The organism is Mesorhizobium sp. Arg314, assembly GCF_053714275.1.
The window spans coordinates 106,040-128,867 of record NZ_JBSKBP010000003.1 but is presented as its reverse complement, the minus strand read 5'-3'; the positions used below and the strand labels follow the sequence as shown (position 1 = coordinate 128,867).

The 22,828-nt window shown below is 63.8% G+C and carries 30 protein-coding genes and 2 tRNA genes; 15 read left to right on the top strand and 17 right to left on the bottom strand.

All coding sequences use genetic code 11. The features are described 5' to 3' along the window. Positions 1 to 77: 77 nt before the first annotated feature. Both ACWGS9_RS04530 and ACWGS9_RS04525 read right to left on the bottom strand, forming a co-directional pair. Positions 78 to 620, bottom strand: coding sequence for a cytochrome b (locus tag ACWGS9_RS04530; RefSeq protein ID WP_454504094.1), 543 nt, complete (start codon positions 618 to 620; stop codon positions 78 to 80). 218 nt (positions 621 to 838) lie between these two features. Next, positions 839 to 1,198, bottom strand: a complete 360-nt coding sequence (locus ACWGS9_RS04525; protein WP_454504093.1) for an ArsR/SmtB family transcription factor — start codon at positions 1,196 to 1,198, stop codon at positions 839 to 841. 432 nt (positions 1,199 to 1,630) lie between these two features. Between ACWGS9_RS04525 and ACWGS9_RS04520 the strand changes: the two genes are divergently transcribed. Both ACWGS9_RS04520 and ACWGS9_RS04515 read left to right on the top strand, forming a co-directional pair. Then, positions 1,631 to 1,825 carry a hypothetical protein gene (locus ACWGS9_RS04520; RefSeq protein ID WP_320213907.1) on the top strand — a complete coding sequence of 65 codons (195 nt, stop codon included), beginning with the start codon at positions 1,631 to 1,633 and terminating at the stop codon, positions 1,823 to 1,825. A gap of 104 nt (positions 1,826 to 1,929) precedes the next feature. Next, positions 1,930 to 2,175, top strand: a complete 246-nt coding sequence (locus ACWGS9_RS04515) for a DUF982 domain-containing protein (RefSeq protein ID WP_320310005.1) — start codon at positions 1,930 to 1,932, stop codon at positions 2,173 to 2,175. Between the two features lie 154 nt (positions 2,176 to 2,329). Here the strand turns inward: ACWGS9_RS04515 and ACWGS9_RS04510 are convergent, their stop codons facing one another. Beyond that, the gene (locus tag ACWGS9_RS04510; protein WP_320310004.1) at positions 2,330 to 2,494 is read right to left on the bottom strand and encodes a hypothetical protein; all 165 of its coding nucleotides are present in this window, start codon (positions 2,492 to 2,494) and stop codon (positions 2,330 to 2,332) included. Between the two features lie 281 nt (positions 2,495 to 2,775). Here ACWGS9_RS04510 and ACWGS9_RS04505 point away from each other — a divergent pair, with 281 nt between their 5' ends. Both ACWGS9_RS04505 and ACWGS9_RS04500 read left to right on the top strand, forming a co-directional pair. Beyond that, positions 2,776 to 3,018 carry a DUF982 domain-containing protein gene (locus tag ACWGS9_RS04505; RefSeq protein WP_454504092.1) on the top strand — a complete coding sequence of 81 codons (243 nt, stop codon included), beginning with the start codon at positions 2,776 to 2,778 and terminating at the stop codon, positions 3,016 to 3,018. A 468-nt stretch (positions 3,019 to 3,486) separates the two neighbouring features. Continuing rightward, the gene (locus ACWGS9_RS04500; protein WP_454504091.1) at positions 3,487 to 4,077 is read left to right on the top strand and encodes a hypothetical protein; all 591 of its coding nucleotides are present in this window, start codon (positions 3,487 to 3,489) and stop codon (positions 4,075 to 4,077) included. A gap of 137 nt (positions 4,078 to 4,214) precedes the next feature. Here the strand turns inward: ACWGS9_RS04500 and ACWGS9_RS04495 are convergent. After that, positions 4,215 to 4,291: transfer RNA gene (locus ACWGS9_RS04495), tRNA-Arg, on the bottom strand. A gap of 54 nt (positions 4,292 to 4,345) precedes the next feature. Further along, positions 4,346 to 4,651 carry an ETC complex I subunit gene (locus tag ACWGS9_RS04490; protein WP_454504090.1) on the bottom strand — a complete coding sequence of 102 codons (306 nt, stop codon included), beginning with the start codon at positions 4,649 to 4,651 and terminating at the stop codon, positions 4,346 to 4,348. Between the two features lie 248 nt (positions 4,652 to 4,899). On the opposite strand from ACWGS9_RS04490, the gene ACWGS9_RS04485 reads away from it, so the two are divergent. From ACWGS9_RS04485 to ACWGS9_RS04465, 5 genes are all read left to right on the top strand, one after another. Further along, positions 4,900 to 5,868 (top strand): NAD(P)H-dependent oxidoreductase, encoded by a 969-nt coding sequence (locus tag ACWGS9_RS04485; RefSeq protein WP_454504089.1) that lies wholly within the window; start codon positions 4,900 to 4,902, stop codon positions 5,866 to 5,868. A gap of 134 nt (positions 5,869 to 6,002) precedes the next feature. Beyond that, complete coding sequence (locus ACWGS9_RS04480; RefSeq protein WP_454504290.1) at positions 6,003 to 7,178, top strand: flavin-containing monooxygenase; 1,176 nt, start codon at positions 6,003 to 6,005, stop codon at positions 7,176 to 7,178. Between the two features lie 172 nt (positions 7,179 to 7,350). Next, positions 7,351 to 7,427 (top strand) — tRNA-Pro (locus ACWGS9_RS04475). 126 nt (positions 7,428 to 7,553) lie between these two features. Beyond that, positions 7,554 to 7,976, top strand: a complete 423-nt coding sequence (locus ACWGS9_RS04470) for a trypco2 family protein (protein WP_454504088.1) — start codon at positions 7,554 to 7,556, stop codon at positions 7,974 to 7,976. Between the two features lie 39 nt (positions 7,977 to 8,015). Further along, entirely contained in the window at positions 8,016 to 8,201 is a 186-nt protein-coding gene (locus tag ACWGS9_RS04465; RefSeq protein ID WP_454504087.1) for a hypothetical protein, read from the top strand. 52 nt (positions 8,202 to 8,253) lie between these two features. On the opposite strand, the gene ACWGS9_RS04460 is transcribed toward ACWGS9_RS04465, so the two are convergent. Beyond that, positions 8,254 to 8,475, bottom strand: coding sequence for a hypothetical protein (locus ACWGS9_RS04460; RefSeq protein WP_454504086.1), 222 nt, complete (start codon positions 8,473 to 8,475; stop codon positions 8,254 to 8,256). Between ACWGS9_RS04460 and ACWGS9_RS04455 the strand changes: the two genes are divergently transcribed. After that, on the top strand, positions 8,462 to 9,181 hold the full coding sequence (locus ACWGS9_RS04455) for a hypothetical protein (RefSeq protein ID WP_454504085.1): 720 nt from the start codon (positions 8,462 to 8,464) through the stop codon (positions 9,179 to 9,181). The two genes, ACWGS9_RS04460 and ACWGS9_RS04455, sit on opposite strands and share 14 nt — an antisense overlap. 270 nt (positions 9,182 to 9,451) lie before the next feature. On the opposite strand, the gene hdaA is transcribed toward ACWGS9_RS04455, so the two are convergent. The 3 genes from hdaA to ACWGS9_RS04440 are packed head-to-tail and all read right to left on the bottom strand — an operon-like array spanning position 9,452 to position 11,934. After that, positions 9,452 to 10,156, bottom strand: a complete 705-nt coding sequence (gene hdaA, locus ACWGS9_RS04450) for a DnaA regulatory inactivator HdaA (protein ID WP_454504084.1) — start codon at positions 10,154 to 10,156, stop codon at positions 9,452 to 9,454. A 1-nt stretch (position 10,157) separates the two neighbouring features. Next, entirely contained in the window at positions 10,158 to 11,300 is a 1,143-nt protein-coding gene (locus ACWGS9_RS04445; RefSeq protein WP_454504083.1) for an AI-2E family transporter, read from the bottom strand. A 16-nt stretch (positions 11,301 to 11,316) separates the two neighbouring features. Continuing rightward, positions 11,317 to 11,934, bottom strand: coding sequence for a CDP-alcohol phosphatidyltransferase family protein (locus ACWGS9_RS04440; protein ID WP_454504082.1), 618 nt, complete (start codon positions 11,932 to 11,934; stop codon positions 11,317 to 11,319). A 400-nt stretch (positions 11,935 to 12,334) separates the two neighbouring features. Here ACWGS9_RS04440 and purM point away from each other — a divergent pair, with 400 nt between their 5' ends. The 3 genes from purM to ACWGS9_RS04425 all read left to right on the top strand — a co-directional run bounded on the left by purM (position 12,335) and on the right by ACWGS9_RS04425 (position 14,821). Next, positions 12,335 to 13,414, top strand: coding sequence for a phosphoribosylformylglycinamidine cyclo-ligase (purM, locus tag ACWGS9_RS04435; protein WP_454504081.1), 1,080 nt, complete (start codon positions 12,335 to 12,337; stop codon positions 13,412 to 13,414). Further along, entirely contained in the window at positions 13,411 to 14,118 is a 708-nt protein-coding gene (gene purN, locus ACWGS9_RS04430; RefSeq protein WP_454504080.1) for a phosphoribosylglycinamide formyltransferase, read from the top strand. The genes purM and purN overlap by 4 nt, the downstream gene beginning before the upstream one ends. A gap of 187 nt (positions 14,119 to 14,305) precedes the next feature. Next, complete coding sequence (locus tag ACWGS9_RS04425) at positions 14,306 to 14,821, top strand: SixA phosphatase family protein (RefSeq protein ID WP_454504079.1); 516 nt, start codon at positions 14,306 to 14,308, stop codon at positions 14,819 to 14,821. A gap of 226 nt (positions 14,822 to 15,047) precedes the next feature. On the opposite strand, the gene ACWGS9_RS04420 is transcribed toward ACWGS9_RS04425, so the two are convergent. The 4 genes from ACWGS9_RS04420 to ACWGS9_RS04405 form a co-directional block, all read right to left on the bottom strand. Beyond that, entirely contained in the window at positions 15,048 to 15,293 is a 246-nt protein-coding gene (locus ACWGS9_RS04420; RefSeq protein ID WP_320309990.1) for a DUF680 domain-containing protein, read from the bottom strand. Between the two features lie 57 nt (positions 15,294 to 15,350). After that, positions 15,351 to 15,593 carry a DUF680 domain-containing protein gene (locus tag ACWGS9_RS04415; protein ID WP_454504078.1) on the bottom strand — a complete coding sequence of 81 codons (243 nt, stop codon included), beginning with the start codon at positions 15,591 to 15,593 and terminating at the stop codon, positions 15,351 to 15,353. A 278-nt stretch (positions 15,594 to 15,871) separates the two neighbouring features. Next, a complete protein-coding gene (locus tag ACWGS9_RS04410; protein ID WP_454504077.1) occupies positions 15,872 to 16,078 on the bottom strand; it encodes a DUF680 domain-containing protein in 207 nt (68 codons plus the stop codon). A 56-nt stretch (positions 16,079 to 16,134) separates the two neighbouring features. Then, positions 16,135 to 16,365 carry a DUF680 domain-containing protein gene (locus ACWGS9_RS04405; RefSeq protein WP_454504076.1) on the bottom strand — a complete coding sequence of 77 codons (231 nt, stop codon included), beginning with the start codon at positions 16,363 to 16,365 and terminating at the stop codon, positions 16,135 to 16,137. Positions 16,366 to 16,849: 484 nt separating this feature from the next. Here ACWGS9_RS04405 and ACWGS9_RS04400 point away from each other — a divergent pair, with 484 nt between their 5' ends. Beyond that, positions 16,850 to 17,527: a response regulator gene (locus ACWGS9_RS04400; RefSeq protein ID WP_454504075.1), complete on the top strand. Its 678-nt coding sequence runs from the start codon at positions 16,850 to 16,852 to the stop codon at positions 17,525 to 17,527. Further along, positions 17,524 to 18,897 (top strand): sensor histidine kinase, encoded by a 1,374-nt coding sequence (locus ACWGS9_RS04395; RefSeq protein WP_454504074.1) that lies wholly within the window; start codon positions 17,524 to 17,526, stop codon positions 18,895 to 18,897. The genes ACWGS9_RS04400 and ACWGS9_RS04395 overlap by 4 nt, the downstream gene beginning before the upstream one ends. A 29-nt stretch (positions 18,898 to 18,926) precedes the next feature. Here the strand turns inward: ACWGS9_RS04395 and ACWGS9_RS04390 are convergent, their stop codons facing one another. From ACWGS9_RS04390 to ACWGS9_RS04375, 4 genes are all read right to left on the bottom strand, one after another. Next, positions 18,927 to 19,805, bottom strand: a complete 879-nt coding sequence (locus ACWGS9_RS04390) for an ABC transporter permease (protein ID WP_454504073.1) — start codon at positions 19,803 to 19,805, stop codon at positions 18,927 to 18,929. A gap of 11 nt (positions 19,806 to 19,816) precedes the next feature. Next, complete coding sequence (locus ACWGS9_RS04385) at positions 19,817 to 20,626, bottom strand: ABC transporter ATP-binding protein (RefSeq protein WP_454504072.1); 810 nt, start codon at positions 20,624 to 20,626, stop codon at positions 19,817 to 19,819. Positions 20,627 to 20,729: 103 nt separating this feature from the next. Further along, the gene (locus tag ACWGS9_RS04380) at positions 20,730 to 21,731 is read right to left on the bottom strand and encodes an ABC transporter substrate-binding protein (RefSeq protein WP_454504289.1); all 1,002 of its coding nucleotides are present in this window, start codon (positions 21,729 to 21,731) and stop codon (positions 20,730 to 20,732) included. A gap of 148 nt (positions 21,732 to 21,879) precedes the next feature. Continuing rightward, positions 21,880 to 22,764, bottom strand: coding sequence for an arginase family protein (locus ACWGS9_RS04375; protein WP_454504071.1), 885 nt, complete (start codon positions 22,762 to 22,764; stop codon positions 21,880 to 21,882). Between the last annotated feature and the right edge of the window lie 64 nt (positions 22,765 to 22,828).

Genomic DNA, 22,828 nt, shown 5'->3' with positions numbered 1-22,828 from the left:
GGATGCCGGCGAGACGTAGAGCCTGACCGCTCGACGGCGACCCCAGGCCGCCGCGAACTGAAGGACGGAACCGCCGGCTACCGATTTCCCGGCAGCATCCTGGTCAGGATCGTGTCCCGGCGAATGAAGTGATGATAGAGCGCTGCCAAGGCGTGTATGCCGGCCACGATCAATATGCCGTTCGCGCACAGCGAATGCAGTTCGCGAATGGTTCGCGCGGTCGCCTTGTCCGGAGCAAACGGGGCCGGCACGGTGAAGAGGCCGAAGAAGCTCAGCGCGTCGCCTCTGAACCAGGTCAAAAGGATGCCGAGGACGGGGATCGCGACGAGCAGCGCGTAGAGGATAAAATGCCCAATCTTCGCTGCCGCTTGCTCGGCGACCGGCATTTCCGCCGGAAGGCCAGGCGCTCCCTTTATAGCGCGCAGGACCACCCGCCAAAAAACGAACGCTGCCAGGAGAAGGCCAAAAGAAACATGCAGCCGCCACAAGACAGCAACCGCCGTGTCCCCGCGGGGATAGAAGCTGTCGCCATAGGTCAGGGCATAGAGCACGATCACCAGGCCGAAGAGAGTCCAGTGCAGAAACTTCTGGGTGGGCGTGTAGGCGATGTTGGCGGCCATTCTGCGCGACTCCATGGACTGCGGCCCCTGTTTCGAGCGCGTTCCTGGCAGACTTGTGACCGCCGGATTAAGAATCGGTAAGGCTTCGACCAATTGACGTGTTGGTTCGAACAGGTCTCCGCACCATCACGCGCGCGGTAGACTTGTTTGCGTCCGCGCCATTCGAGGCGCCGCGCCGGACGAAGGCCGCCCGGCCTCGCCCGTGCGTAGCAGGCAGTTCAAGCGGCCTGCGGCCGCCGCATCCTCTCGACAAAAGCCTGCCTTGCCGGTCCGACAAGCGGCTTGTCGTTGGCCAGCAGGCCGTCGAGCAGCGCCAGAAGTTCGCGCGCTGCCGAAGACTTGCAGGAATAATAGACCATCTGACGATCGCGGCGGGTTTCGACCAGGCCAAACCTGCGCAGTTTGGCCAGGTGTTGCGACAGCGCCGATTGGCTGAGTTCGACCTTGTCGGCGAGCACGCCGACAGAGAGTTCGCCCTCGGTCAGGTAGTTCATGATGAGCAGACGCTTCTCGTTGCCCATCACCGCAAGAAAGGCTGCCGCGCTTTCTGCATTGGCGGTAAGTTTCTTCGTAACCATCGATTTCCCCACGGTTCATGCTCTTCCGAAGGCCATGGGGGCAAATGGCTTCAGAGTTCCAGAGCGTTGGTGGGCATGCCCCGATTTGGACACGGGACCTGCCCTGCTTCTTTTTCGACCAGAACCCCTTCGTAACCCGGTTGCCACCACGTCGGGGTTATTGGTCTCGGACAGAATGCGCAGAGCTTTTTCCAGGCGCAAGTCAATGCAGACTCGGAAAAATTCCACGCTGCTAATGCGTATCAGCGCAGCGCTCATTCGGCAAGAATATAACGAGGCCGGCAAAGCAGCGGCCTGCCGCAGGCGAAGAACGGCCCCAGCATAAGTGCCTGGCAAGGAGGCCTCGCCGCGATATCGCCGCGACTCACTCTCAACCTTGAAACATGCTAATATCGGCCGGACAAAAAAGGAGCCGGGCAGGAGGAGGAAGCCGTGTCCGCTGTGCGCAACACATTCACCCCCGACGAGACGGCCATGCTTGGCCGTGTCTACGAGAACGGCAACATCGAGGGCGAGACCGCCGAGCAGAAGGAAGCACGCGCCTCGCGCATCATCGCCAATTACATGGCGGGGATCACCGACGAGGCGGAACTGATCGAGCTTTCGCGGAGACCGCTTGGAAGATGAGCAACATACGCCGCCTTCGCGAGACTGCTTCACGTTAAGTTGACGTTCCAGGACGGAACTCACGCTAAAATATCGCGTTCCGATATATTTCGAGAGGTTTCGCGATGATCCAAGGATGGTTTTCCAGGCCGGTCGAAGTCGCCGTCGGCGTTTCCGGCTCGATCCGCCACATATCCAACGCCGAGCAAGCCGTCGAATTGCTGACCGGCCAATGGCGCGATGCCGGCAGCGCGCCGCATGGCGCGGCGCTGCGCGCCTGCCGCCGGGCGATCCGCGGCGACGTCGCGGCGGACAACGCCAGGGAGGCTTTCGTCATCGCCGCGCGCGAGGCGCATGTGCTGGTGGAATAGAGCATGGCGGGGCTCGTGTTCCGCAGGCCCGCCTATCGATAGAAAAGCCACAATAGCACCAGCACCGCGAACACTGCCGGAGAGAGCAGGATTCCGGCCCGAAAGATGCACATGGCCAGGTAAGGCGGAGTGAACATGCCTGGCGGTGCCGGCCCTATCGATTGCGCGAATTGACGGAAAACCGACGCACCTTTCGAAACGCGTGCACCCGATCGGCTTCAGCATGCCCACGGTTTCGCCGGGCCTCCTCGTAAAGCCCGAAAGCGGTCGCCATCAACGTCGCGGCGGTCATGGTGAGTGCAAGCACGGCGATAAGCATGAGAGGTCTTCCCGCGTTTCATCAGCCTGCCGGATTCATTAGCGCCGCCCGCGAGGATGCGTCAGTGACTTTGGTCACATGATTTTGGGCGCCTCGGATCGCGCGTCCGCCAGTGCCGGTGAGCCGGTCCGAACGCGGCCTGTCGCCACCTTGAAATTCTTCGGAACCTAATGCGCGGCGGTTGGTTAACGCGCGGGTCCGCAAGCCCCCACGGACCTGCATCGGGCGCCATCCGGCGCCGCCTGCTTGCTCAAAAGACAATCACAAGAACGGAGGAAGTGATGAACGATGTCTGGTTTTCCGAACCAGTCGTGATCGATTTCCAGCCAAACGGCCAGCGCAAGGTGTCGAGCTGCTTCGAGGCGATGGAATGCCTCGACCAGCGTTGGCCGGGACAAGCGCGCGACGGCGCCTGGCGCTCGGCGAGCCGCGTCTGCCGCGACGCGCTCGACGGCCTGCGCAGCCCGGTGGAAGCCCGCAAGACGCTGCGCAAGGCGGCGAGAACTGCCGGCTTTCTGGCCTAGCCTCTTCCCGATGGCGTCCCAGACGCCGGATCGAGCCCGTCGCGGTTTCCCATTGCCGCGGCGGGCTTGAATTTTGGGCAGCCGAAGCGACGGCCGACGCATACTTTCGGAACGCGTTCAAGCACGCATCCCGTGGGGTACATGAAAACGCCAGCCGCTGGGCTTCTGGGGTGCCTGACGGGTTCAGGCCGTTTCATTTCGGCGAGTCGGGCGCCAGGCCGCAACGCGAGCGCCGCAGCGTGGTAAACGGGAGGTTACTATCCACAGCCCACGGTCAATCAGGCAAACGGGGCAGGCAAACAGGGCAGGCAAACGGAGCAGGCATACAGGAGGCATACGGGCCCGGTCAGGCGAAGCCGCCAAGCACTTCCGGAAACTGGACGGCCATCGCCCCTTCATCCGCTTGCCTGGCATAGATCCGGTGCATCTTCACGCCGTCATATTTGGCCCGACGCCGTTGCCCTGCCGATGCGGGTCGAAAAGCACCTGTCGAGATCGCATGGAACGGCGATCACCTGGGCGTTTCACAACATCGTGCGCCATTTGGAGCCGGAGTTCTTCGGCTTCATCGATCACGACTGCTTCCCGGTCGCGCCATTCGACATCCCGTCCAAGCTGGCCGGCAAAACCGTGTATGGACGCAGGGCGTACGGCACCGAAAATCATGTCTACAAGGCCAAGCCGGACGATCGGCACTGGAACCTATGGGCAGGCTACTGCTTCTACCGGTTCTCGGCTGTAGCCGCCTGCAAACTGAATTTCGAACCCCGCATAAACCTCGGCCTCGACACCGGCGGCGCCAACTGGGCGATCCTCTATTCGAAGCTCGATGAGGCGGATGTCGCCGTCGCCACGCTGGAACAGCGGCCGATGACGATGGCCGACGCAGTCGGGCATCACGAGTTCATCGACGGCGCCTTCTTTCACCTCGCCGGCGTGTCGTACCCCGAAAGGCCAGGCTACCATCACCGAACGGCGGAACACCGGGAGATGCTTCGGGATTATGTGTGGAACACTTATCTGGGCGGCCCGGCCGGAAAGGCCGTGAGCGACTTCTGAGCGGCGGCGGCCCCACGTGATCCACCCCCCGCGGCAATGCCGTACCGCCAAGGGGGCGCCTTTGTGGATTTTGCCGTTGATCTATTGCCGGCGTTTAGATCCAAAGTCGGCTGGATCTAACAAACCATCGAATGAACTGGCGATCCCGGCAGGATTCGAACCTGCGACCATCGGCTTAGAAGGCCGGTGCTCTATCCAGCTGAGCTACGGGACCGTCGGCCGGCCGGGCCGGCTGGTCTGTCATGCCGAGTGACGTGAGGTTCGAAAGTCAGTGCGTCCAGGGCGTCTTGCGGTCATAGCGGAAATTGTCCGAATAGGAAATCTGCCGGCGCTTGGCTTCCTTCGGCTCTTCGAGGCGATAGGCGATCTTTTCCTTTTCGGCGTAAGCCACCGCCTCTTCCTTCGTGTCGAAGGTGAGCTTCACCTGGCTCAGCATGTCGCCCGAAGTCGTGTAGCCCATCAGCGGGTCGATCTTCTTGCGCTGGGCGGGATCGAATTCCAGCACCCAATGTCCGGTCTTGGCCTTGCCGGACTGCATCGCGGTTTTGGCGGGACTGAAAATGCGCGCGGACATGACCACCTCGTTGCCGCCCGTCAATGCGGGCACCCTTTTCCGGCGCCATCTCCAAGATCCTGTTGGGAGCCTGAAATGTCGCGCTACCCCGTCATTACTGTGCAATGGCCGCGGCGGCAAGGCCGCAGGCAACCCTGTGCCCGCCACGGCGCAGGGAACCTCGCTGCGCTGACGACATTATCGAAACGTCGGCGGCCGGCCGGCCCGGCCTTCCCCGTGATCCATCCATCAGAACCGGACGTTTAGCCATGACCAATGCAACCGAACACGCCGTCCTGCAGCTCGCCGTGCTTGTCGGCAGCCTGCGCGCCCAATCCTTCAGCCGCAAGATCGCCAAGGCGCTCGCCACCCGCGCCCCGGATTCGGTACGCTGCCGCTTCATCGAGATCGGAGGCTTGCCGCTTTACAACGAGGATCTGGAGGGCGACCAGCCGCCGCCGGCGTGGTCGGCCTTCCGCGCGGCGATACGCGAATGCGACGCGGTGCTGTTCGTCACCCCGGAATACAACCGCTCGATCCCGGGTTGCCTGAAGAATGCGCTCGACGTCGGCTCGCGGCCGTCGGGAAAGAGCGTGTTCAAGGGCCTGCCCGCCGGGGTGGTCAGCGTCACGCCGAACAAGCTCGGCGCTTTCGGCGCCAACCACGCGCTGCGCCAGACCTTCGTCTTCCTCGACATGCCGGTGATGCAGCAGCCGGAGGCCTATATCGGCAATGTCGCTGAATTGCTCGACGACAAAGGCGCCGTGACCAATGGCGAAGCCAGCGCCTTCCTCGAGAATTTCATGGCCGTCCTGGAGACATGGATCAGGACGGTGCATCCCGGCGGTTCGTCCTTCGATACGTTCATGAAGCAGCGCGAGAAAATCGCCGAGGACTATGTTAATGGCGATGCGACTTCGTTGAGGGCAATCGTAACCCATGCCGGGCCGGCGACATTCTTTTCGCCGCGCGGCGATCATCTCGAAGGCGCCGAGGTGGTTGCCGGCCGCTACGAACGCGACGCGGCGAGCTTCCACAAAGGCGGCAGCACCGACCTCGAGGTGCTGCAGGCTTCGGCAAGCGACGATCTGGCCTTCTGGAGCGGCCTGCAGCATGCCAAGGCGCGTATCGGCAAGAACGGCGAGGCAACGGAAATGACCTTGCGGGTGACCGAGGTATTCCGGCTGGAGGACGGCGGGTTCAAGCTGGTGCATCGCCACGCCGACCCGGTTCATTAGCCGACCCTTCAAAATCCGCGACACAATGCCGGGGGTTTTTGCAACAGCCGCCTATTCCTTTTGGGCCGTGAGCGGCATATGTCAGATACACGGTCGTGCCACTTGAAGGCATGATGACGACGATAAAGACACCAATGGGCGCGGAAGCGAACGTCTTGCCGTCGGGGGTCGGTGAGCCAGCGATACTGGACGGCGCGATTGTCATCGGCGCGGGCGCCGCCGGGCTTGCCGCCGCGCATGCGCTGGCCAAGGCCGGCGTGACGACGCAAATCCTGGAACGCGAGCAAAGGCTGGCCGAGCCCTGGCACCGCCGCCACGACAATTTGCACCTCAACACGCATCGCGACCTGTCTTCGTTGCCCGGCGTATCTTTTCCAGCGGGGACGCCGGCGTTTCCGCACCGCAGCAGCGTCATCCGCCATTTCAACGACTTCGCCGAGACGCACCGGCTGCCGATCGCCTTTGGTGTCGAGGTCGATGAGATCGAATTTCGCGGCGACCACTGGCTGCTGCGGACAAGCCAGGGCCAGCAGGCGGCGCGACATGTGGTGATCGCCACCGGACGCGACCGGCAATCCTTCATCCCGGCCTGGAAGGGCATGGAGGATTTTTCAGGCAAGATCATCCATTCGGCCGATTTCGGCAGGGCGAGCGACTATGCCGGCAAGAAGGTGCTGGTGGTCGGCGCCGGCAACTCCGGCTTCGATGCCCTCAACCATCTTTCGCGCGCCGAGACGGGCCAGATCTGGCTTTCGGCGCGCAACGGACCTTCGCTGCTGCCCAAGCGCATCGGCAAGATCGCGGTGCACCGCATGTCGCCGGTCATGGCGAATCTGCCGATAAGGCTCGCGGATGCGGTGATGGCAGCAACACAGCGCCTGGTGTTCGGCGATCTGACCAAATACGGCCTCCCCCCTGCTCCATCGGGCGGCGCCAGCCGGCTCGGCTCCGACTATACGGCGATCGCCGCCGACGACGGCGCGGTCGACGCCATCAAGGCAGGGCGCATCATCGTCGTGCCGCAGCTGCGCGAATTCAGGCGCGACGACGTCGTGCTCGACAATGGCCAGTCGATCGAGCCCGACATCGTCATTGCCGCCACCGGCTATCGCACCGGACTGGAAACGATGCTGGGCAAGCTCGGCGTGCTCAACGCCAGGGGCGTGCCGCTGTTCAACGGCGCCGCGAACGACCCGAAGCTGCCCGGGCTCTGGTTCACCGGCATGCGGCCGAGCATTCGCGGCTGCTTTGCCAATGCAAGAATCCAGGCCGCGGCGCTCGCCAGGAGGATCGCCGGCCAGAAGCTCTGAGCCGAACCGTCACGGCGTGAAACCGTGAAGGTATCGGTCGACGCGGCGAAGTCCCTTTGTCACGCCGCCGAGCAAGTCGGCGCGGTAGTCGCGCCCTTCAACGCTGCGGCATTGGGGCTCTCCGTTTTTGTGTTGCCTTCCGGTCGTCCGCCCCCTATACGCCGCGGGACGTCGGAGTGTAGCGCAGCCTGGTAGCGCACCTGATTTGGGATCAGGGGGTCGCAGGTTCGAATCCTGCCACTCCGACCACTTTAAAATCAATGGCTTAGCCAGAACTTGAAGCGACCAAACGGTTAGGCAAATGGGCCACAGGGTAACGGACCGGGTAACAAAACGCGATTCCTGCCCTCTCCAAAATGAGAAAAGCCGCGCCGTATGGAGATAGACGAATTCATTTCCGAGACGCTTCGGCAGATTCTCGCTGGCGTGGCCAAAGCCCAGGAGACTGAAATCGGCCAAAATGTGAATGCGGCTTTCCCCGGTGTGCTGGGTAGCAACCTCTCCGTGTTGCCTGAATTTGGGGTGTTTGCCCGTGTTGACTTCGATGTGGCCGTTACGGCGGAGACTTCGAAGGAAGGTAAGGGCTCCATTAGAGTTTGGGGCATTGGCGCCGAAGCCGGCAAGGAGAGTAGGTCTCAAACCGTGAGCCGGGTTGTTTTCGCTGTACCCCTGCGTCTGCCGGACGGTGATCAGACGCAACGAATCAAGGCTGATGCCGCGCAACAACGCCGAATCGAAGAACTGCGGAGAGCCGAGGAGAACCACCGGCTGGAGGAATTGAGCCGGATCAGGGTGTAAAAGGCCCGGGAGCTGAAGCCAAATAGGCCGGAGCGTCAGATGTCAGAAGACGATTTGCAGCAAAAAATCCGTCGCCAAATGGAAGAGGATTTCCGCTCCGATCCGCGCAAGGCCTACGAACAGTACGGCCTCACACCCTCGCTACATCGCGGAGTGGTGCGCACCGTCATAGCGGCTGCCGTAATATTCGCGGGCTTTCTCATCTGGACCGCCTTCCATCACTGAAAGCCCGGCCACCGAAGCAGCCGAGCTAAAGAGGAAAAGTTTGCCACTTTGATCAGGCGGCGCGCTTTGCCGCTTCGATCTGGCGCTTGTGATAATCTTCCAGTTCATCCGTGTGCCGATCAGCCATATCCTTGGCGATCGTGGCGAGCGCGTTCACTTTCCTCAGATTGTCGAGCGAAGTGCTGCACTCGATGGTCATGTCCACCAGCACATGAAGCAACGTCGCGAGATAGGTCGCTTCACAGGTGAGATCGTCAAGCTTGTCAGTCGCCATAGGCCGGCACCTCCGCCATATCGCCAGCGTCGTCCTCACGATCATCGTCGTTGTGGATGTTTCCAGACGACGGCTGACATGGATCCCGCGCGACTTGTGGTCTCCCTTCATAAGCGACCGCATCAATGCGGCCTTCGCCATGGGTGGCGGCAGGTTGCTGCTCGACGCGCTTGCGAGGCTGGGATTCGCGGCGCAGAGCGCAGTCTGCCTCCGGCGCGGCGCGGCCGAGGCCGCGCTTGCCGACGCCAGCGTCAGGGTGCCGATCCGCGAGCCGCTCGATTTCTGGTATCCGCTGGCGCCGACGAGACGCCTCGAGGACGGGCGCCAACAGATTTCCTTTCGCCCACCCGCCGAAACGCTTACGGGCGCCCGTCTCCACCAGTGGATCGGCGCGCGCAGCATGGTCAACGGCAAGGGTACCGACTTTCACCGCCTGCTGCGCCAGATCGTGTTCCTGCGCGCCCTCATCGCCCAGGGCTTCGATTTCCGCCTCGCGCTGAAAGATGCGGAGTTGGTGCGGATCACCGGCGAGGATCCGTTGCCCCTGCTTGCCCGCGTCACGGCCAGTTGGCGCATGCAGGTGCAGGACTGGGTGGATGACGCCGTCATCGACGGCAAGATGGTCCTGGTCCCACGCAAGCCGAAGCCATGGTGGCGGCGGCAGTTGCGCCGGCTGCGGGACAGCCTCAAGGGTAAGCGGACCTAGCCCATTTGGGCCAAGTTGACGGTAAACCCGCCGGGCGAGAACCCCAACACCTCGAGCCCGGCGAGCCTACAACCCGATCTGGAACGCGACCGGGACCGGGGTTAGCCGGCATGGTTGCGCTGCAAGATTGGTGCCTATGAGAATATCCCGAAATGGGACAGAACGAGCTCAAGCGCGCCGCGCTGAAACGGATTCAAGCGACGCGCTTTAAGTTTTGTTTTTATGCATGTCGTTATCCCAGAACCTCTGCACACTTCTGGGCGACATGCATTAGATATCGAACTCGCCCTGCCCTTCGTCCATGGCGCTGACGGTCTCGGCGGCTAAAGCGCGGGTGATCGACGTCTTGCGCTCGAGGGCTGCCCGGTCGAGGCGTCCGACGACGCGCATGGCGGTGCCGAGCGAACGCTCGATGCGGCGCACCAGATATTGCACCACATGCGGCTCGACCTCGACCTGGCGGTCGGCGAAGAGTTTTGTGATGACGCCGGCAAGCAAAAGGTCGTCGGGCTCGTGGATTTCGACCGTCGCCGCCGCTTTCAGCCGCGAGACGAGGTCCGGCAGCACGACACGCCAGGCGGAGGGGAAACGCCGCGCCGTCAAAAGCAGCGTCGAGCCGGCGCCGCGCACGGCGTTGATCAGGTGGAACAGGCCCTGCTCGTCGATCGCCGCCTTGTCGATGTCGTCGATGAGCGCCGGCCTGACGCCGAGCCCGGCAATGTGCTCACCGATGCGCGCCGGATCGATGGCGACGGCGTGCGCGCGCTCCTGCCAGATCAGGGCGAGATGCGTCTTGCCGGAGCCGGGCGGCCCTGCCAGCACCACGACCGGCGACGGCCAGTCCGGCCAGCGGTCGATCAGCGACGCCGCTTGCGCATTGGTACCCGAGACGACGAGCTCGTCGCGCGAATAGCCGGTGCCGTGGCCGAGATCGAGCGGCAGCTGGCGCGGCGGATCTGCTGGCTGAGCAGCCATTTCAGCCCCGCGTCGAGCGATGGCCGCCGCCGCGATCGGCCGGCAATGGCGGCATGGGCCCGTTGGCGTGGCCCTTGTAAAGCGGCGATTCGAGGTAGCGGCCGATGGCGAAGCGCACCAGCACGGCAATCGCCGCCGAGGCCGGCACGGCAATCAAAAGGCCAACGAAGCCGAACAAAGCGCCGAAGGCGAACAGCGCGAACATAAGCCAGACCGGATGCAGGCCGACACTCTTTCCAACAAGCCTGGGCTGCAGGATGTTGCCCTCGATGAACTGGCCGACGAAGAACACGCAGGCCACCAGCACCACCATTGTCCAGTCCGGCCAGAACTGGACGAAGGCGACGCCGACGGCGAGCACCAAACCGGTTAGCGAGCCGACATAAGGGATGAAGGAGATCAGCCCGGCGAAGAAGCCGATGAGGATGGCGAAGTTCAAGCCGGTCAGCGTCAGGCCGGTGGCGTACATGGCGCCGAGCACAAGGCAGAGCGTGCCCTGCCCGCGCACGAAGCCGGCGGTGGCGGTGTTGATGTCGCGGGCAAGCGCGCGCACCGTCTCGACATAGTCGCGCGGCACCCAGCTGTCGACAACGGCCACCATGCGGTCCCAGTCGAGCAGCATGTAGAAGGCGACGACCGGGGTGACGACGAACAGGCTCACCACCGAGACCAGCGCCACGCCGGAACTCCAGATCGAGGTGAAGACGGTGGTGAGCAGGCTGAAGCCGGAGGTGAGCAGCGAGTTCAGTCCGTCGCGCAGGCCGGCGGCATTGACGCCAAAGCGCTGCTCCAGCCACTTCGGGTCGAAGCTGGTGATCAGCGATTGCAGGCGGGTCAAATATTCCGGCAGCTTGCGGGCGAAATCGGCCATCTGGGTGGCCAGCACCGGCACCAGGATGACGAAGGCCAGCACCACCACGACGATGAAGGCGATCAGGATCACCACCGTCGCCATCAGGCGCGACAGGCCGAGCCGCTGCAGCCAGTCGGCGACCGGATCGAGGAAATAGGCGAGCACCATGCCGGCCACGAACGGCAGGAGGATGCCCGAGAAGATGTAGAGGAAGAGCGCTAGCAGGACGGCCGTTGCCAGCCAGAAGAAGGCCTGGCGGCGGAGCGCGCCCGAGCCGCCGTCAGCCGCCATCACCGCGCCATCGTCGTCAGGCGCCCGTGTTGGAGCCGCCCGACCTGCTGATGCCCGACCTGGTGTCGCCTGTACGGGAGTTGCTCGTCTGGGAGACTTCGCCATAGCCGCTCATATGCCTTAGCCAAGCCACGAGATAGGCCGCGGCCGAAGCCACGGTCAAGACCCCGGTCAGCAATATGAACGCGGTCCGCAGCGGGCCGAGATGCACCGAGAAGGCCATCTCGCCCAGCACAAGCGCTGCCAGCACGATCTGCGCGGCAGTGTTGGCCTTCGACACGAAGAGCGGCTTCACCTCGACCGGATGGCTCATCACGCTGGACAAAAGCACGGCGCAGACGATCAGCCCGTCACGCGAGACCATCGTCACCACCAGCCAGAGCGGCAGTTCGCCGGCAAAGCCCATGACGACGAAGACCGAGACCAGCAAGAGCTTGTCCGCAATCGGATCGAGATAGGCGCCAAGGCGGGACGACTGGTTCCAGCGGCGCGCGATGAAGCCGTCGACGCCATCGGAGATGCCGGCGACGAGGAAGCCGGCGAAGGCCCAACCCCAAAGCGATTGCAGCATGGCCAGCACCACGGCGGGCACCAGCAGCAAGCGCAGGATGGTGATCAGGTTGGGGATGGTCACGTGATGTCCCGTCGTGGCCGTTGTTGGGAAATAGATGAGGGAGTTCAGAAGTGGGCGCAAGGGAGGAGCTGCTTCCTTCTTCCGCGCTGGCGATTTGCGAAAGCGGCGATGATAGCCAATCTCCCCCCTTGCGGGGGAGATGCTGGCAAGGCAGAGGGGGGTGCTGTCCCGCCAGCTTGTCGGTCGTTGCTCAATGGACATCGAAAAGCTAACCGTTCGAAGGTCGCGATCCTTCACACCCCCCTCTGTCCTGCCGGACATCTCCCCCGCAAGGGGGGAGATTGGCAGCTTCGGCGCCTCGCCCACTTTCCACGGTTTTGTCCGCCTCGACGACCGTCATCCTTGCTCCCCGAAACCATTCATGCGAAGAGCCCGCAATGGAAACAGGGACGAGCCGACGATGAGCAAGGGCGACCAGGCCAAGCGCAGGAACGGGCTCACCTATGCCGAGGCTGGCGTCGATATCGATGCCGGCAATTTGATGGTCGAGAAGATCAAGCCGCTGGTGCGCGCCACGCGCCGGCCGGGCGCCGATGGCGAGATCGGCGGTTTCGGCGGCCTGTTCGACTTGAAGGCCGCCGGCTTCACCGATCCGGTGCTGGTCGCGGCCAATGACGGCGTCGGCACCAAGCTCAAGATCGCCATCGATTCCGGCAAACACGACACGATCGGCATCGACCTCGTCGCCATGTGCGTCAACGACATCGTCGTGCAGGGCGCCGAGCCGCTGTTCTTCCTCGACTATTTCGCTACCGGCAAGCTCGACCCCGACCAGGGCGCTTCGATCGTCGGCGGTATCGCGCAGGGCTGCCGGCAGGCCGGCTGCGCGCTGATCGGCGGCGAGACGGCGGAAATGCCGGGCATGTACCACGACAAGGATTACGACCTTGCCGGCTTCGCTGTGGGCGCGGCCGAACGCGGCCAGTTGCTGCCGACCGACGACATCGTCGAGGGCGATGTGCTGCTAGGCCTTTCCTCCTCCGGCCTGCACTCCAACGGCTTTTCGCTGGTGCGCCGCATCGTGGCCGCAAGCGGCCTTGGCTGGGGCGATCCGGCGCCGTTCAACGATGAGGCGACGCTGGCCGAGGCGCTGCTGGAGCCGACGCGCATCTATGTGAAGTCGATCCTGAAGGCGATCCGCAACACGCATGGCATCAAGGCGCTCGCCCACATCACCGGCGGCGGTTTTCCGGAAAACATCCCGCGCGTGCTGCCCAAGGATTTCTCCGCCGAGCTCGACCTCGAGGCGATCGACGTGCCGCCGGTGTTCTCGTGGCTGGCCAAGACCGGCGGCGTCGCGCCGGAAGAAATGATGCGCACCTTCAACTGCGGCATCGGCATGATCCTCGCCGTCGCCTCCGGCCAGGCGGCGCAAGTCGCGGCGGTGCTGCAGGAGGCCGGCGAGACGGTGACGCCGATCGGCCGCATCGTGCCGCGCCGCGACGCCGGCGTGATCTATCGGGGCTCGATCGGCCTATGAGCAGGAAACGCACGGTCGTCCTGATCTCGGGGCGCGGCTCCAACATGACGGCGCTGATCGCGGCGGCCGCCGATCCCAGTTATCCGGCGGAAATCGTCGGCGTCATTTCCGACCGCGCCAACGCAGCCGGCCTCGGCATCGCCCAGTCGCGCGGCATCGCCACCAAGGTCATCCAGCGCGCCGACCATCCGAACAAGGATGCCTATGACGCCGCGATCGATGCCGCACTCACCGGCTTCGGCGCCGACATCGTGGCTCTGGCCGGCTATATGCGCATCCTTGGCCGCGGCCTCGTCGAGAAATGGCAGGGGCGCATGGTCAACATCCACCCTGCCCTGCTGCCGGCCTTCAAGGGGCTGGACACGCATGCGCGGGCCATCCGCGCAGGCGTACGCATCCATGGCTGCTCGGTGCATTTCGTCACGCCCGAGATGGATGACGGCCCGATCATCGCGCAGGCCGCCGTGCCGGTCATGGTCGGCGACAATGAGGACACGCTGGCCGCGCGGGTGCTGAAGGTGGAGCACCGGCTCTACCCGCTGGCGCTGGGTCTCGTCGCCGAGGGCAAGGCGCGCATGGAAAAGGGCCACACTGTGCTCGCCCATTTCGCAGACGATGCCGACAACGCAACCTCCGCGGTGATGGCGCCCGACCCGCTGCGAGAGGAGCGAGACCTCGAACAGCTGGCGCGAATCACGCCTTAGGTCCTTGGAGCAGCAGAATGTCGCTTACATCGGACTTGCCGAACCAACGGCGAAGCGAAGCGGAGACAGACCTGCTGCGTAAGGCTTGGCAAGACGGGCTGGCAAGCGGTCCGCTCGATGATTTTGACATCGAGGCAATCAAGGAGAAGGCTCGCGCTCGGCTCGCTAGTCACCCTGGTCCTGAATAATGCCTGTGAGACAACTTCTCATCCTGCGCCACGCCAAGTCGAGCTGGGATGATTCTTCCCTTGCCGATTTCGACCGGCCGCTCGCGCCGCGCGGGCAAAAGACGGCGCCGCTGATTGGGCGGGAGCTTGCCCGGCGCGGCTGGCTGCCGGATCTAGCGCTGGTCTCGCCGGCGCTGCGCACCCGGGAGACCTGGCAGCTGGTCGCGGCCGAGTTGCCCAGGCATGTGCGGGCGCAATTCGCCGAGGAGCTCTACGAGGCGGCGGCAGGCGCCATCCTGGCGCGGGTGCGGCAGGCAAAGGCGACGAGCCTGCTGGTGATCGGCCACAATCCCGGCCTGCAGCATTTTGTGTTGCGGCTGGCCGGCGCCGGATCGGATGAGAGCGTGTTCAAGAAGATCGAAGCGAAGTTCCCGACGGCGGCGCTTGCGCGGTTCACGCAGGACGAGGATTGGGCGGACCTCGATTTTCGCGGCGCGCGGCTGACGCATTGCGTGAGGCCGAAGGATTTGGCGTAGAAGCCTAGAGCCGGATGATTTCAGGTCGAGTCGACCTGAAATCAGAATCCGTCTCTAAATCAAAGTGATAGAGCATGATGTCGCCCGAAAACCGCTTCACACTTTTCGGCATCATGCTCTAGTGTGCGGCTGCACGGGTCGGCGGGACAGGAACGCCAGCCTAGGTGAACTGCGAAACAAATGGCGGCGGGCAAGCCGGCCGCCATTGGCAGTTCGGGAGGCGAGATCAATTGCCCCAGATGCCCTGGCCCGGATCCGGCCAGGCCTGCGAGGGCGCCGCTCCGGTCGTCGTCGAGGTGTCGACATTGGCCGGCTTGGCGGCCTCATGCTTGCGCACCGACGCGGTGAGGCCGCGGTCGACGCCGGCGGTGGTGGGCTGATTGGCGTTGTCGGCGCCGTAGTGGTCGCTACCGGCGAAGGCAGAGCCCATGGCGAGAAGCATAGCTGCGGTGGTGAGAGCGATCCTAGTCATTTCGGAAGTTCCTGTCGTTGAGTATGGATGGGAGTTTTTGAGGAAGGCCGAGCGCTGTCAGTTGCCCCAGATGCCTTCGTCGTTGTGCCGGGCGATCATGTCGGCGACCGTCTCCCCGGAGCCGGTCGCGATCGGATCCTGCTGATGCGCCATATCCGGTCTCCGGATCGAAGCGGTGAAGGCATGATCGACACCGGCGGTCGGCTGATTGGCGCCGTCGGAGCCATAGTGGTCGCTGCCGGCAGAGGCGCTGCCCATGGCAGCGAGCATGGCGGCCGCGACGAACGCGATCCTGGTCATCTCAGTGTTCCTTGTCCTGTTGTTTCATCGGCGGCGCCTTGGGAGGATGGCCCCGCTGCCGACAAGACCTGGAACGGCTCGGATTTATTCCCGGGCGAAATCTCTTCTTCTCCGGTCGCTTCGTCGCCACCGTCAAGAGATCACTCGGAAAATTCATCTCGAACAATGGGTTGGAAGGAACTGCTGCTCGACTGATTCAGGCCGACCCGTAGCCGGCTCCAAAAAGACAGAGCGGCGGGGCACACCCGCCGCCTTTGAAGTGTCGGGGACCGGACCGATCAACGATTGCCGAACAGGTTGCGGTCGGCGCCCTGGGTCACCGGCTTCTGGACATTCACATCCGACTTCTTGATCGAAGCGGTGACCGAGGTGTCGACCGAAGCGGCAGGCTGGTTGGCATTGGCCGAACCGTAATTGTCCGAGCCGGCGAAAGCGGCACCGGTGGCAACGAGAAGGGCAGCGGCGGTAAGAGCGATCTTGGTCATTTGAGTTACTCCAGATTCAAAGTTGTTGGGTTGAAGTTGGTCAGGAGGGGGCCGGTTTAGCGGCCCCAGATGCCCTGGCCCGACTGCGGCTGGTTCTGATCAGGCGTGATGTGGAGGTCGCGCTGCTCGAACTTGCGGATCGAGCCGGTGATGGTGTTGTCGACATTGCCCGCGGGAGCGGTCACGGCCGGCTGGTTGACGTTGTCGGAACCATAATGGTCGCTGCCGGCAAAGGCGCCGCTCGTGGCGACGAGGAGGGCGGCGGCGGTAAGAGCAATCTTGGTCATTTTAAAGTACTCCAGATTTTCAAAGTCTTGTCCGTCTGGTGGCGTGCCTTGATGGAAATTCGCGTCGCTCGGACCACCCCGAGATGGGTCTGCCCTGCTGCCGGTTCCAATCACGAAAATGTGTGAACCGAACCGTTCGGTTCGATATTGAAATTGCGCGAACGGCGCAGCGGCCACATTCTTATCTTTTGATATCAACCAGTTACGGTGACCACCGGGCAATATGGCACTCCAGTTCGGCGTGCCAACGTTCATCTTACTTATACGAACCGTCAACATAAATTGAACCGAACGGTTCGGTTTTATCACTTGTCCGGCCGATGAGGCGGCTCGACAGGCGCAATGGCCGCGGTGGCGACCGCCGGCAGACCACGTTTGCCTTGCGGGCGGATCAATACTATCGGTTGGCTTCAGGGACCAATTCGAACGCTGGCTGCCGCCCTTGGGCGAAGCCGACGATGTTGGGAGGAAACAGCGACGAACGATGCGGCTGCTGCTTGTCGAGGACAATCGCGAACTGGCCGATTGGCTGAGCAAGACGCTGCGCCAGGCGAGCTATGTCGTCGACGTCGTGCATGACGGCGAGGATGTCGAGCATGCTTTGGCCGCTGGCGATCATGCCTTGATCATCCTCGACCTCGCCCTGCCCCGCATGAGCGGCATGGAGGTGCTGAAAAGGCTGCGGGCGCGCGGCAACCCGGTGCCGGTGATCGTGCTCACCGCCAATGCCAGCCTCGACGGCCGGGTCAAGGGCCTCAACGAAGGCGCCGACGACTATTTGGCGAAACCCTTCCAGATCGAGGAGCTGGAAGCGCGCATCCGCGTGCAGCTGCGCCGCGCCAACGACCGCACCGCCCCGGTCATTTCCTGCGGCGATCTGGCCTTCGACACCAACACCCGCCTGTTCTCGCTCGCCGGCGCGACGCTGTCGCTGACGCCGCGCGAGCACGCGGTGCTGGAACAGCTCGTCGTCAAGGCCGGGCGCACGGTGAGCAAGGCGGCGCTTTCGGCGGCGATCTACGATTTCGAAACCGACGCCGATCCCAGCGCCATCGAGATCTACGTGCACCGCCTGCGCAAGAAGCTCGAGGGGTCGCGCGTTCAGATCGCCACCTTGCGCGGCCTCGGCTACCTCTTGCGCCATGACGATCCGGCGCCATGAGACTGGTCAGGCCTCGGATCAGCAGCCTACGCCTGCAATTGCTGGCCTGGGTGGTGCTGCCGCTGGCCGGGCTCGCCGCCATCAATCTGTGGACCAGCCATGGCAATGCGCGCGTGACTGCCGATCTGGTTACCGACCGGATGCTGATGGCGTCGGCGCGCGCCATAGCCGAGCAGGTCGCGGTAAAAGACGGCGTGCTTGACGCAACCATTCCGCCGGCGGCGATCGAAATGTTCGACACCGGCGACCGCGACAGAGTCTATTATCATGTCGAGACCGCGGGCGGACACCTGCTTACCGGCTATCCCGACCTGCCCAAGGCGTCACAGCGCAGCAGCATCGAGACCGGCTTTCGCGATCACCATCTGCGGCTTGCGACGCTCAGCCATGCCGTAATCGGCGCCGGGGCGGATTCGCCGATCACGGTCACTGTCGGCGTGACGCTCGCCGGCCATGACGCGATGGCGAGGCGTCTGTGGCTAAGCGCCTTCGGCCAGCAGTTGGCGCTGGTCGCGATTGCCGGCGTGTTCGTCCTGCTCGGCCTGCGCCGGGGCCTGGCGCCGCTGCTCCGCCTGCGCGACGCCGTGCGCTCGCGAAGCCGCAGCGATCTCGATCCGATCGAGGTTTCGGACGCACAGAGCGAAATCCGGCCGCTGGTCGAGGCGCTTAACGCCTATATGGAGCGCGTGCGGGCCCAGATGGCGGCACAGCGGCGTTTCATCGCCAACGCCGCGCACCAGTTGCGCACGCCGCTGGCGCTGCTGTCGACACAGGCAAGCTATGCCTTGCGGGAAACCGCCGCCGATCGGCGCCAGGAGGCGCTGGTGGCGTTGCAGGCCAGCTCCGGCAAGCTGGCGCGGCTGGCCGAGCAACTGCTCACGCTCTCGCGTGCCGAGCCCGGCAGCCGGCGGCCGCGCGCCGATCGCATCGATCTTACCGAAGCCGCCCGGCAGGTGCTGGAAGGCCAGGCGCCGAAGGCAATCGAACGCAACATCGACCTTGGGCTCGAGGAGACCGGCCCGGTGCCGGTCACCGGCGACGGCACGATGCTGCGCGAGATGATCGTCAACCTGGTCGACAATGCGCTACGCTACTCCAAAGCCGGTGGCAGCGTCACGGTGAAGCTCGCCGTCGTCGACGGCGAGGCGGCGCTCACGGTCACCGATGACGGGCCTGGCATTCCAGCGGAAGAGCGGGAGCATGTTTTCGAGCGCTTCTACCGCATTGCGGGGTCCACGGAGGAAGGCAGCGGGCTCGGCTTGGCAATCGTGCGCGAGGTTGTCGACAATGCCGGCGGCAGCGTCACGCTTGGAGACGCTGCCGGCGGTGGACTCAAGGTCGAGGTGCGGCTGCCGCTGGCAAATGGCTAGGGCTCGGCCACCTGCGAACCACGGCGCATTCACTGCGTCTCATGCAGCGGCTGGGGACGCCATTTCGCCAGCCTGTTCTCGACCATCGTCATAAGATATTCGGCGGCCAGCGCCACCACCATGACGATGACGATCGCGGCATACATACCGGCCGCGTCGAACGAGCCCTTGGCGATATTGATCAGCAGGCCGATACCGAAGCGCGAGCCGACGAACTCGCCGACGATGGCGCCGATAATGGCGAAGCCGAAGCTGACATGCAGGCTGGCGAAGATCCAGCTCATCGCAGACGGCACGATCACCGAGCGCGTCAGCTGCCAGTCGGAGGCGCCGAGGATGCGGGCATTGGCGATCATCGCGCGATCGGCCTCGCGCACGCCCTGGAAGGCGTTGTGGAAGACGACGAAGAACACCATGACGAAGGCCAGCGCCACTTTCGAGGCAAGGCCGAGGCCGAGGATCATGATGAAGATCGGCGCCAGCACGACGCGCGGAATCGAGTTGATCACCTTGATGTAGATGGAGAAGACATCGGCGGCCATGCGATTGCGGCCGAGCGCGACGCCGATGATGACGCCAGCCACCGAACCGGTGACGAAGCCCAGCACCGATTCCTCCATGGTGACATAGAGGTGGTACCAGAGCGGTCCTTCCGACGTGCCCTCCGTGATCCATTCATAGAGCCGCCCGGCGATCGTGCTCGGCATGGCGTAGAAGAAGGGATCGATCCAGGCCATGCGGCCGGCGAGTTCCCACAAGCCGAGGAAGGCGACCAGGATGGCGAGACGCCAGAAGATGACGGTGTGGCGGCGATACGCGGCTGCCTTTGCGGCGGCGGCCTCGATCTCGGCGTCCGAGGTGCCCGGCTTGAAGGCGGCGGTCGAGATATTGATGGTGGCGTCTGTCATTTCGGCCTCCCTCATGCTGCCGCGCGGGCATAGCTGGTCTCGACCTCTTCCTTGAGGTCGGCCCAGATGGTGCGCGAATAATCGATGAAGCTCTGCTCGTAGCGGATGTCGGCGACGACGCGCGGGCGCGGCAGGTCGATCGTGTATACGGATTTCACCGTCGCCGGCCCGGCGGTGAGCACATAGACCTTGTCGGCCAGCGCGATCGCTTCCTCGAGATCGTGGGTGACGAAGACCACGGACGCCTTCGCCTCGGACCACAGGCGCAGCAGCTCCTCATGCATGAGCACGCGCGTCTGCACGTCGAGCGCCGAGAACGGCTCGTCCATCAATAGTATCTCGGGACCGTTGATGAAGGTCTGGGCCAACGCCACACGCTTGCGCATGCCGCCTGAAAGCTGATGCGGATAATGCTGCTCGAAACGCGCCAGGCCAACGCGCGCCAGCCAGTCGCGCGCCGAGGCCTGCGCCTGCGCCTTCGGCTTGCCGCGAAACAGCGGCCCGGCCATGACGTTCTCGATCACCGTGCGCCAAGGGAATAGCGCGTCGGTCTGGAACACGAAGCCGATGCGCGGGTCGATGCCCTTGACGGGCGCGCCCATGACGCGGACCTCGCCGGCGCTCGGGCTGGCAAGCCCGGTGACGAGGTTGAGCGTCGTCGACTTGCCGCAGCCGGTCGGGCCGACGACGGCGACGAACTCGCCGCGCTCGACGGTCATGGTGAAATCGCGGAGCGCCGTCAGCGACTTGCCGGTGGGGGAAAGGAAACGGCGGCTGACATTGATCAGCTCGATCGCCGGAGCGGTCTTTTCGATGGCCATGATTGAGCAAGCTCCAATAACAGGCGAGCCGCGCGGGGATCGCCTGGCGCAGAGAGACAGAGCGAATGCTGGCGCGGGACAAACCCCGCGCCAGCCTTGTCCACTACTTCGCGTTCTTGACGAATTCGGTGGTGTAGGTCTTCGAAAGGTCGATCTGCTTGCCCTGCAGTTCTTTCTTGAAGGCCGACAGCACGGTGAGCACCGTTTCGGGGCCGCCCTGAGGCATCACGCCGTCGGCGGTGAACATCGCCTTGCCGGCATCGAGGGCCTTCACATAGCCTTCCTTGTCGCCGACATAGTAATCCTTCGGCATCTTGTCGGCGATCTCGGCACCGCTATGCGTTTTGATGAACTGCAGCGTCTTGACGAAGGCATTGGCGAGCTTCTGCGTCGTATCCTTGTGCGCCTCGACCCATTCGGTCTGCATATAGAGCGAGGCGGCCGGATAGGTGCCGCCGAGAGCCGTCTTGGTGCCTTCGATCGTGCGCATGTCGATCAAGACCTTGGCCTCGCCGGTCTTGAGCAGCCGCGTGATCGTAGGCTCGGTCGTCATGCCGGCCTGAATCTTGTCCTGCTGCATGGCGGCGATGAAGGTATTGCCCGCGCCGACCGGCACCGAGGTGAACTCGCCGAGCTTGAGGCCGTTCTTGACCGCCAGATACTCGGTCAGGAAGTTGGTTGAGGAGCCGAGACCCGTGACGCCGAGGCTCATGCCCTTGAAGTCCGCCGGCGACTTGATCTCGGGATGCTTGGAGGAGACCAGTTCGACTTCGCCGGGGGCCTGGCTGAACTGAACGACCGATTCGACGAACTTGCCCTTGGCCTGGAGGTCGATGCAGTGGTCGTAGAAGCCGACCACGCCCTGTACGGCACCCGCCAGCATCTCGTTTTCGGCGTCGACGCCGGCCGGCTCGTTGAGCAACTCGACGTCGAGGCCCTCATCCTTGAAATAACCCAGCGCCTCGGCGAGCTTGGCGGGCAGGTAGATCTGTTTTTCGTAGCCGCCCACCATGATCGAGATCTTGTCGGCAGCCGACGCTGTCGTTGCGCCCGCGGCAAGCGTGGCAAGCGTCAGCAGCGCCGAACCCAGGGCGCACTTAGAGATGAAACCGGTCACGTAACTTCCTCCACCTTGGCGGCCGCCATCCGGGCTGAGCCGCATTTCCTCCTGCCGGCCCTCCCAGGCCAGCCACGTGGCGAACGCCACAAAACTGTCATGGCACGGCCAAGCTTTCAGCTGGCTTTCAGCCATTTTAGCGGCGTGAAGATGGAACCTGGCCTGGTTCCCGGTCACGAGGCGCCGAAACCGAGCACATCGCGCATGTCGTATTCGCCGGACGGCCGTCCGGCGACCCAAAGTGCGGCCGCGATGGCGCCGCGCACGAACATCGAGCGGTCGCCGGCGGCATGCGAGAGAGGTCCTGGCGAGGATTGTATTCGACGACGTCGGCGGCGACGATTGGCTGATCTATTCCCTGGATCAGGCCTATCGCCTGGCGCGTGGTGAAGCCGCCCGGTTCACGGTGGGAAATACCGGGAGCGAAGGCCGGATCGAGAGCGTCGAGGTCCATCGAGAGATGGACGGGCGTCTTGAGGTCGAGTTGCAAGCCTTCCTTGAAATGCCGCATCTCCACCACTTCGACGCCGAAGCGTTTGAACTGGTCGCGATGGTGATCGTTGACGGTGCGCAGGCCGATCTGGATCAGCCGGTCGGCGAGCTTCTCCTCCATGATGCGGGCAAACGGCGAAGTATGCGAGCGCGGGTTGTCGTCATAGGAATGATAGATGTCCGGATGCGCGTCGATATGGACGATCGTCAGGCTCGAATGGCGGCGGCGTACCGCGCGCAGCACCGGCCAGGAGATCGCGTGGTCGCCGCCGAGCGAGATCAGCGGGTGGCCGGCATCGAGCGCGCGGCCGACCTCATTTTCGATCCGTTCCCACGGGTCGCCGGGTTGCGTGAAATCGATATCGCCGTAGTCGACGAAGCGGTCGGTGAGATCGAAGCCGGTTTCCGACCATGACGTGTAAGCATCGCTGGCAAGCTCGCGCCGGATCAGCGGCGGCGCCTCGGCCGGCCCGCGCAGATAGGACGAGTTCTCGTCATGCGGAATGCCCAGAAGCGAGACCTTGGCCACGACATCCTCCCATGCCACTGGAAACCGGTGCCTCAATAAACGCCGGAGCTGGCGGGCGCGACCT